This window comes from Oleiphilus sp. HI0123 (assembly GCF_001635315.1).
On record NZ_LWGE01000569.1, the window covers coordinates 1 to 9,175 of the forward strand.

Annotated in this window: 7 protein-coding genes; 5 read left to right on the top strand and 2 right to left on the bottom strand. The window is 46.0% G+C overall.

The features are described 5' to 3' along the window. A partial coding sequence (locus A3761_RS05215) for an Ig-like domain-containing protein (protein WP_197472842.1) occupies positions 1–2,282 on the bottom strand: 2,282 nt, incomplete at its 3' end. Between the two features lie 156 nt (positions 2,283–2,438). Between A3761_RS05215 and A3761_RS05220 the strand changes: the two genes are divergently transcribed. Further along, the gene (locus A3761_RS05220) at positions 2,439–3,446 is read left to right on the top strand and encodes a metal ABC transporter solute-binding protein, Zn/Mn family (RefSeq protein WP_068508834.1); all 1,008 of its coding nucleotides are present in this window, start codon (positions 2,439–2,441) and stop codon (positions 3,444–3,446) included. Positions 3,447–3,457: 11 nt separating this feature from the next. On the opposite strand, the gene xseA is transcribed toward A3761_RS05220, so the two are convergent. Further along, complete coding sequence (gene xseA, locus A3761_RS05225; RefSeq protein WP_068554359.1) at positions 3,458–4,846, bottom strand: exodeoxyribonuclease VII large subunit; 1,389 nt, start codon at positions 4,844–4,846, stop codon at positions 3,458–3,460. 132 nt (positions 4,847–4,978) lie between these two features. On the opposite strand from xseA, the gene guaB reads away from it, so the two are divergent. From guaB to A3761_RS05245, 4 genes are all read left to right on the top strand, one after another. Beyond that, positions 4,979–6,448: an IMP dehydrogenase gene (guaB, locus tag A3761_RS05230; protein WP_068511812.1), complete on the top strand. Its 1,470-nt coding sequence runs from the start codon at positions 4,979–4,981 to the stop codon at positions 6,446–6,448. Between the two features lie 91 nt (positions 6,449–6,539). Next, entirely contained in the window at positions 6,540–8,120 is a 1,581-nt protein-coding gene (gene guaA / locus A3761_RS05235) for a glutamine-hydrolyzing GMP synthase (RefSeq protein ID WP_068511815.1), read from the top strand. A gap of 10 nt (positions 8,121–8,130) precedes the next feature. Then, positions 8,131–8,661, top strand: a complete 531-nt coding sequence (tadA, locus tag A3761_RS05240; protein ID WP_068511818.1) for a tRNA adenosine(34) deaminase TadA — start codon at positions 8,131–8,133, stop codon at positions 8,659–8,661. Between the two features lie 82 nt (positions 8,662–8,743). Further along, positions 8,744–9,175, top strand: a 432-nt coding sequence (locus A3761_RS05245) for an NAD-dependent epimerase/dehydratase family protein (RefSeq protein WP_156491623.1), incomplete at its 3' end; no start/stop codon positions are given.

Genomic DNA, 9,175 nt, shown 5'->3' on the forward strand with positions numbered 1-9,175 from the left:
TTAGTCGATGCATCGGTATATAAGCCACTTGCTTTGACTTGTTCTGTAAACCCAGCCGGAATACTTGTGTTATCGCTCGTCAGTGATATTGATTGAAGTGTCGCACTTGTTACTGTCACTAAACTAATACCACTGATTCCTTCTAGTTCGGCAGAGATCAGGGCTTCGCCTTCTGCATTAGCGCTGATAACCGGAGCGCTAGGGCTTTCTACGCTTGCAACAGTACTAGAGCTTGTGTTCCAGTTGGCCTCTTTACTGATATCAATTTGTTCTCCATCAGAATAGGAGCCTAAAGCAATGGCTTGTATTTGAAGCCCGTTAGCTAGGCTGATATTTCCTGGCTGAACTTCAATTGCGGTTAATACGGCGTCTTGAATGCTTAGACTAGTCGATATACTAATATCATCCAGGGTGGCGGAAATGTTTACGAATCCCAGTTCTAGTCCATTGACTAAACCTTCAGATAGCGCAGCGTTTGAAATAGAGCCTATTGCCGAGTCGCTCGATGTCCAGGTTACCTGTTCGGTGATGTCCTGAACTGAGCCGTCACTGTATGTTCCTTGAGCACTGAAACTTTGGCTTAGCCCCTTTGGTAGGGAGCTGTTAATAGGAAGAATACTTATATTGCTTAGTACTGCATTGCTTACCGTAACCGTACTGGCAGCATTATGGCCATCTAGCTCAGCACTCAGGCTTGAGCTGCCGATATCCAGTCCGCTAACAAGTGATGAGCCCGCTTCAATTGAGATTATTTCAGGAGAGTCAGCGCTCCAATTGACTTGGCTAGTAACATCTTGGTGGCTTTGATCAGTAAAAATGGCGGTGACGTTTACCTCGCTTTGAGTTCCTTTCGCTAGTGTGATCAATGGCGGGGTCAAAACCAGACTGTCGATTTGAGCCGGGCTGATAACAATGTTTTTTAACCCAGTTGTAGAGCCTTTAATAGCGCTGACTTGCACCTCCCCACTTTGAATGGCGGTAATAAGCTCATTATCGATACTGGCAAGGCTGATATCGCTAGTTTGCCATGTTACTTCAGCGGTAATGTTTTGGGTGCTGCCATCGGAATAGGTGCCAGTCGCTGATAAAGCAGTAGTGAGTCCGGCAATTAGAGTGTCGGGTAAATCAATTGAAATAGAATGCAATGTAGCAGGAGAAACCGTTAGCTCCAGACTTGTGTTGATGTCGCCAATACTTGCTGTGACATTGGTATTGCCAGCGCTGACAGCGACTACCAAGCCATTTTCATCGACTGTGGCGATGTTGTTATTGCTCGATTGCCAAGAAGTCTCAGGACTAAGGTCGCTTGTGGTGTTGTTCGTATAAATTCCGGTTGCCGTGAGAGTGTGAGATGAAGCAATTGCCAGTGTCAACGCGGCGGGTGTTATGCTAAGTGAACTCAATGTGTATGCAGTAGACGTACTTGAAGCGTGCTCACCCTCATAACTGGCTGTAATGGTTGCGTCACCAGGTGCTAGTGCGGTAAGTAAGCCTTCGTTGGAGATATGCAAAATGCTCGGATCAGAGGAACTCCAGTTAGCGGCTGAGGTGATAATACTTGTTGTACTATTTGAGTAGTGCGCGTTTGCTACCAGCTGCTGGATGCTGCCGACTTCGATGTCGGAAGGCAAGGTGGTAATGCTAACACTATAAAGAACGACAACCTCCACGTCTTGTTGATCTAGCAAATCATTGTGTTCGATAGAGATCGTTGCACTGCCAGCGGTGTTTACCGATAACAGGCCTGTGGCACTTATGCTGATAGCAGTGTTATTACTAGAGGCCCAGATAACATCGTTACTGATGTCTTCGCTTGATGAATCGGTGTAGGTTCCGTTAGCACTTAATTGCACACTGTCGCCGACCTCAAGATCGTCGGGAATGATGCTCATCGCAATGCTGCTTAAAGCAATTACGTTTATGCTGAAACTGGCTGATTCTCCAGAAAAAGCCGCTGTAATCGTAGTACTACCAGCATTGATTGCCGTAATCAGGCCACTGTCTGACACTGTCAGGATATTCGTGTCACTAGAGCTCCAGCCAGCGTCGCTACTTAAGTCAAAACTTGAGTCGTCGGTGTATAAACCGGTCACACTGGCTTGAAAGGTTTCGCCAGATATCATTGTTGTTGGTGGTGTTGATAATGAGAGACTCTGAAGTGAAGGCGTATTATTGGTCTGTTTTCCTGAGCTGCTACCGCCGCTGCAAGCGCTAAGTAATAGTGATATTAAAAAATATGTCAGTACTTTAGATGCGCTATTTATTGAAAAAACGTTGAACATTGAATAGTGATCCTCTTAATATGCGCGCAGTTTAGAGATTTTTCTACAGGAAGTATGTTCCATTTTGTCAACAGAAAGTGAAATTCTATAAAACAGCTTCATATAACTGTTTTCCTAACCGGCAAAATTTCAACAGAAACCCTATTGAGGTTAAGTATGCAAAGTAACATTAGGTACAAGTCTAGCAGTCGTAGAGCTTTGCTCTCGATATTTTTGCTATGCCTTTCAATGAATGTAATGGCTGAACGGGAAGAGAGCGGTGCGGGAGCCAGTTTACAGTTAGTAGCGACCTTCAGTGTTTTGGCTGATATGGCTAAGGCGGTGGGAGGAGATCATGTATCCGTATCTACCTTGGTAGACTGGGGGGAAGATGCACATGTTTACCGCCCTTCACCTCAAAATGTTAAGCATTTATCTAAAGCTGACTTGTTGTTAATGAATGGCTTGGGCTTTGAAGGGTGGTTAGCGCGCTTGGTTGCCGCAGCAGATTTTAATGGCCTGACTGTGATAGCGACAGAAAATGTTCGTTTGATCAGAGAGCGAAAGGATTTGCGTCGACATAGTCATGGTCATCATGGCGAAGAAGAGCATAAGCATAGTAGCGCTTCTCTTGATGAAAATGATGATATTTCCAAGATGGTTGGAAGGGTTGACCCGCATGCCTGGCATAGCTTGCAGGCTGCAAAAGTATATATTCGCAATATCACCAATGCCTTAGCGAAGGTTGACCCTCCGCATGCCGGAGAATATGAAACGAATGCACAGGCATATATTGAAGAATTAGACTTGCTTAACCAAGCTTACGAGAAGAAGTTTTTGGCTCTGCCTGCGTCTCAACGACAAATGGTTGTTCCTCACAATGCCTTTGCTTATTTGGCTCGAGATTATGGTTTGAAAATGCGGAGCTTGCAAGGCATCAGTACGGGAGGAGAGGCTTCTGCAGCACAAATTGCACAAGTAGTTCGTCAGGTTCGGAGCTCTGGCGTCAAGGCGATTTTCGAGGAAAATGTCGCTGACAATCGCCTTATCAAAGTTGTGCAAATGGAAACGGGAGTCAATTTTGGAGGTGAACTGATCTCGGGCGCCTTATCTCATGAGCTAGCGCCAAGCTATCTCGATATGATGCAGTACAATCTAGCGAAAATTTATCAAGCCTTGAAGTAAGCTGGGCTGAGTTATAAGTCCAGTTCTGGAACACTTTGGTCGACGGTACAATGGACAATCCCATCTTTTAGTGTGGCACTGATTTTGTCTCCCGCCTTGAAGTCGCTGCACTGGGTTTGAACTTTCTGTTTATCGGACTTTAATATGGCATAGCCGCGCCCTAAGGTTGCAAGAGGGCTTGCCGTGTGCAGTGTCTGGGCTAGAATCGCCAGTCTGTGTTGCTGTTGTTCCAGGTTTGCATGCTGCGCTTGTACTAGTTTGTCGTAAGCGTTGTTTAGTGTTGCTGCGCTTTGTTCAAGCTTCGCTTGAGGGTTATATCTGAGTAAGCGGTGCTGAAGTATATTCAGACTTCCAGATTTATTTTCAATAGTGTTTGATAGTGCCCGTTTAATGCGCTCTTGAAGTTCTTCAAGGCGTAAACCCTTTTCTTGAAGGGCATCGCCAGGATGTCTTAGTCGTTTTTGTAAGGCATCGATGCTTTGGCTGAGTTGTTTGAATCGATTGTTGATCACAAACTCCAGGCGCCGTTGTTGTTGATCCAGGTTTTGCATTAATTCGTATTGGTCGGGCGTAATGTGTTCTGCGGCTGCTGATGGCGTTGGTGCCCGGTAGTCTGCTACCAGGTCGGCAATCGTAAAGTCTACTTCATGACCAACGGCGCTAATGATAGGTAGTTCGCTGTCAAAAATAGCACGTGCGACGACTTCTTCATTAAAACTCCATAAATCCTCTAGAGACCCGCCTCCTCGCCCAACAATTAATACATCTGCAAGGTTGTGGCTGTTGCAGTAAGCGATAGCGTCGGCAATTTGTTGTGCTGAGCCTTCCCCTTGAACCTGAACGGGTAGCAAAATGATCTCTAGTGCAGGGAAGCGACGCTGCGTCACTGAAATGATGTCATGAATGACGGCACCGCTTTGAGAGGTTATCACGGCTGCTTTTTTGGGGATTTGTGGTATAGATTTTTTATGCTGCTGGTCAAACAGTCCTTCGCCAGCCAGTTTAAGCTTTAGTGCTTCAAAAGCGGCTTGTAGTTGCCCAATACCCGCCGGTTCCATGCCTTCAACGATAAGTTGGTAATCGCCGCGACCTTCGTACAAGCTCACTTTGGCTCGAACAATTATCTGGTCACCTTCCTTGGGGATAAACTTTAAGCGTTGGTTATAGCCTTTAAACATGGCGCAGCGGATTTGGGCCTTGTCGTCTTTTAGCGTGAAATACCAATGGCCGGAGCGCGGTCTTGAGAGCCCGGTAATCTCTCCGCTTACCCAGGTTTGAGCGTAGCTGACTTCAAGCATTCGTTTAACTTGACGGTTAAGTTCGCTGACACTCAGTGCCTTGGGTTTAGCAGGTGTATGCTCAGGAATACTGGGGTCGGAAGGGAAGTCTGCGTAAGTCATTGCGATGTCATATTTGGGTGATAAGTTGAGGCGAGTTTAAAATGCTTTGGCGGTATTTACAATTATGCTTGTAAGGAGAGCCCCTCAAGCATTATAATTCCGCGTTTTATCTGGACATAAAGGTTGGCCCATATGTTGCGGATCGCACATGACGCACTGACGTTTGATGACGTTCTCTTGATTCCTGGTTATTCCGAAGTTCTTCCTAACGAAGTTTCTCTTAAAACTCGCCTGACGAAAGGCATCACCTTGAATGTTCCTCTGGTATCTGCCGCGATGGATACGGTGACTGAAGCTCCTTTGGCAATTGCCATGGCGCAGGAAGGTGGCATTGGTATCATTCACAAAAACATGACCGCTGAGCAGCAGGCGGCAACCGTTCGTGCTGTTAAGAAATTTGAAAGTGGTGTAGTGAAAGACCCTATTACCGTTGCTTCAAATATGACGGTACGAGAAGTGTTAGAGCTGACGGCAGCTAACAAAATTTCAGGTTTACCGGTTGTTGACGGTAAAGACTTGGTCGGTATTGTCACTGGCCGTGACATCCGCTTTGAAGGCAGTTTGGATACTAAAGTCTCAAGTATCATGACACCTAAAGATAAGCTGGTGACCGTAAAAGAAGGCGCTACTTCAGACGAAATTCGCGAGTTGCTGCATAAGCACAGAATCGAAAAAGTATTAGTGGTTAACGATAGTTTCGAACTAACCGGCCTTGTAACGGTTAAAGATATCCAAAAGTCGCAAGACTATCCAAATGCTTGTAAAGATGAAGCAGGACAGCTCAGAGTTGGTGCTGCTGTGGGTACGGGTGCTGGCACTGAAGAGCGCGTTGATGCATTGGTGCAGGCAGGTGTTGACGTGATTGTTGTCGATACGGCACACGGACACTCTAAAGGCGTTATTGACCGTGTTCGCTGGGTAAAAGAAAACTACCCGCAGGTGCAAGTGGTTGGTGGTAACATCGCAACAGCTGAAGCGGCGATAGCATTGGCTGAAGCAGGTGCAGATGCGGTTAAAGTCGGAATTGGCCCGGGCTCAATTTGTACGACACGAATTGTGGCTGGTATTGGTGTTCCTCAGGTTTCTGCGGTGGCTAATGTTAGTGCAGCTTTGAAAGAGCTTGATGTGCCTGTTATCGCTGATGGTGGTATCCGTTTCTCTGGTGATATTGCAAAAGCGATTGTAGCTGGCGCAAACAGTATTATGATCGGTAGTTTGCTAGCCGGTACTGATGAAGCCCCTGGTGAAATCGAATTATTCCAAGGTCGAAGCTATAAGGCTTATCGGGGAATGGGTTCTTTAGGAGCAATGGGCCAGTCTCAAGGCTCTAGTGATCGCTACTTCCAGGACATTAAATCTGGCGTCGACAAGTTAGTACCTGAAGGTATTGAAGGTCGTGTAGCGTGTAAGGGGCCGATGACTGCAATCATTCACCAGTTAATGGGTGGGCTTCGTTCTAGCATGGGCTACACAGGTAGTGGCGATATTGAAACGATGCGCACGGTACCGCAGTTTACCAAGATTACCGCAGCGGGCATGAAAGAAAGCCACGTTCACGATGTGACCATCACCAAGGAAGCACCTAACTATCGTGTTGGCTAGGCTTTAAGTACTTTTTAAGTTTTATTTATATTATGCGGGGCATCTTCTAGTAGAGCCCCGTTTTGTCTTTCTAAGAGGTTGATTTAATCCCATGACAGACCGTCAAGATATTCACGCACAGCGTATTCTAATTTTAGATTTTGGTTCACAGTACACTCAGTTAATCGCACGTCGAGTGCGTGAACTGGGCGTTTTCTCAGAGATTCGTGCCTGGGATATGGACGAAGCCGAGATCCGTGAATACAAGCCGACGGGTATTGTCTTAGCGGGGGGGCCTGAGTCTGTGCCTGAGCCTGGTTCTCCACGTGCACCAGAAGTTGTTTATAGCTTGGGTGTGCCGGTTTTAGGGATCTGTTATGGCATGCAGACTATGGCCGAACAATTAGGCGGCAAGGTTGAAAGCTCTGATGTACGAGAGTTTGGTTATGCCCAGATTAAATCTGAAGGTGATAGTGCTTTGTTCAAAGATATTGCAGATCACATTGAAGGTGCAAACCGCTTATTAGATGTATGGATGAGCCACGGTGATAAAGTTACTGCGATGCCTGAAGGTTTTGAGTTGATGGCCTCAACTGAATCTTGCCCTATTGCTGGTATGTACTGTGCAGAGAAGAATTTCTTTGGTATCCAGTTCCACCCTGAAGTAACGCATACCCTGCAGGGTGAGCGTATTTTAAGTCACTTTGTAAAAGATATTTGTGGTTGTGAATCACTTTGGACGCCAGCAAAGATTATTGAAGATCAGATTGAACGAGTTCGTGCCCAAGTGGGTGATAAGAAGGTCTTGCTAGGTCTATCTGGAGGTGTTGATTCTTCAGTGGTTGCGGCGCTATTGCATAAAGCCATTGGTGATCAGTTAACCTGTGTTTTTGTCGATAACGGCTTGTTACGTAAGAACGAAGGCGACATGGTGATGGAGATGTTCGCCGAAAACATGGGCGTCAAAGTCATTCGTGCTGATGCTGAAGACTTATTCTTGGGTAAGTTAGAAGGTGTTTCTGATCCCGAGAAAAAGCGAAAAATCATTGGTAATACCTTTATTGAAGTCTTCGATGAAGAAGCAACCAAGATTCAAGACGTTGACTTCTTGGCCCAGGGTACTATTTACCCGGATGTCATCGAATCTGCTGCAGCGAAAACGGGTAAGGCGCATGTTATTAAGTCTCACCACAACGTAGGTGGCTTACCAGACGATATGAAGATGGACTTAGTTGAACCTTTACGCGAGCTATTCAAAGACGAAGTTCGTAAGATGGGCTTAGAGCTAGGTCTGCCTTACGACATGGTGTATCGCCACCCCTTCCCAGGGCCTGGCCTAGGTGTTCGTATTTTGGGGGAAGTGAAGAAAGAATATGCAGAAGTTTTGCGCGAAGCCGACGCTATCTTCCTGGAAGAACTTCATAAGGCAGACTGGTATCACAAAACATCACAGGCATTTGTTGTCTTCTTGCCGGTTAAGTCGGTGGGTGTTGTAGGGGATGGTCGTCGTTATGAATGGGTTGTTTCGTTACGTGCCGTTGAAACAATTGACTTCATGACCGCTCGTTGGGCGCACTTGCCTTATGAATTACTAGAGACGGTATCGAATCGAATTATTAACGAGATCGAGCATATTTCGCGTGTCGCATACGATGTCAGCTCTAAGCCGCCAGCGACGATTGAGTGGGAATAATTAGTAAGAAATGACGAAAGATAAGGTCGCATCAAAAAACTCTGGTAAGGAGCAACGCATAATTGATGAGCGTTGGATGCGACGCGCCTTGAACCTTGCAGAAAAAGCGGGCGCTGAAGGTGAAGTGCCAGTTGGAGCTGTCTTGGTTAGAGGTGAAGAGGTTTTAGGTGAGGCCTGGAACCGCCCCATCGCTAGCTGTGACCCGAGTGCCCACGCTGAAGTGAGAGCTATTCGGGCAGCAGCAGAACACGAAAGAAATTATCGCCTGCCTGGTACGACACTTTATGTCACCATAGAGCCTTGCACGATGTGTATTGGAATGCTGGTTCATGCTCGAATTGATCGTTTGGTGTTTGGCGCTCGTGAGCCTAAAGCGGGTGCGGTAGTGAGTCAGAATAACTTATTGAGTCACCCTTCCATGAATACCGAAATAGTCTATGCTGAAGGAATATTGGCGGAACAATGTAGTCAGATAATACGGGACTTCTTCGCGTTTCGCCGCCAACAGAAAAAACAGATCCGGCAGAATGCTTCACAATAATATTTTTTTCATATCAATCTTTTATAATAATCAAGCTAGGCTGTTGGATAGATAAATTCAGAAACAAAGGAAAGTAGAAAGAATGAAAGTACTTGTAACGGGTGGTGCGGGCTATATTGGTAGCCATGTTGTAAAACAGTTGGGTGAATCAGGCCATGACATAGTGGTTTACGATAACTTATCGACCGGCTATGAGTGGGCGGTGACCTATGGTGAGCTTGTTGTTGGTGATATTGCTGATGTTGAAAAACTTGATCAGGTTTTTGCCAAGCACAAGTTTGAAGCAGTCTTACATTTTGCCGCGAACATTGTGGTGCCCGAGTCAGTCGTAAATCCACTTAAGTACTACAGTAACAATACTCGTAATACCCTGAATTTACTGACTATTATTGAAAAGTATAAAACGCCTTACATGGTATTTTCGTCAACGGCGGCTGTTTATGGTATGCCGGAAGAGAAAGTAATTAGCGAAGATATGCCACTAGCGCCAATCAACCCTTACGGCGCATCGAAA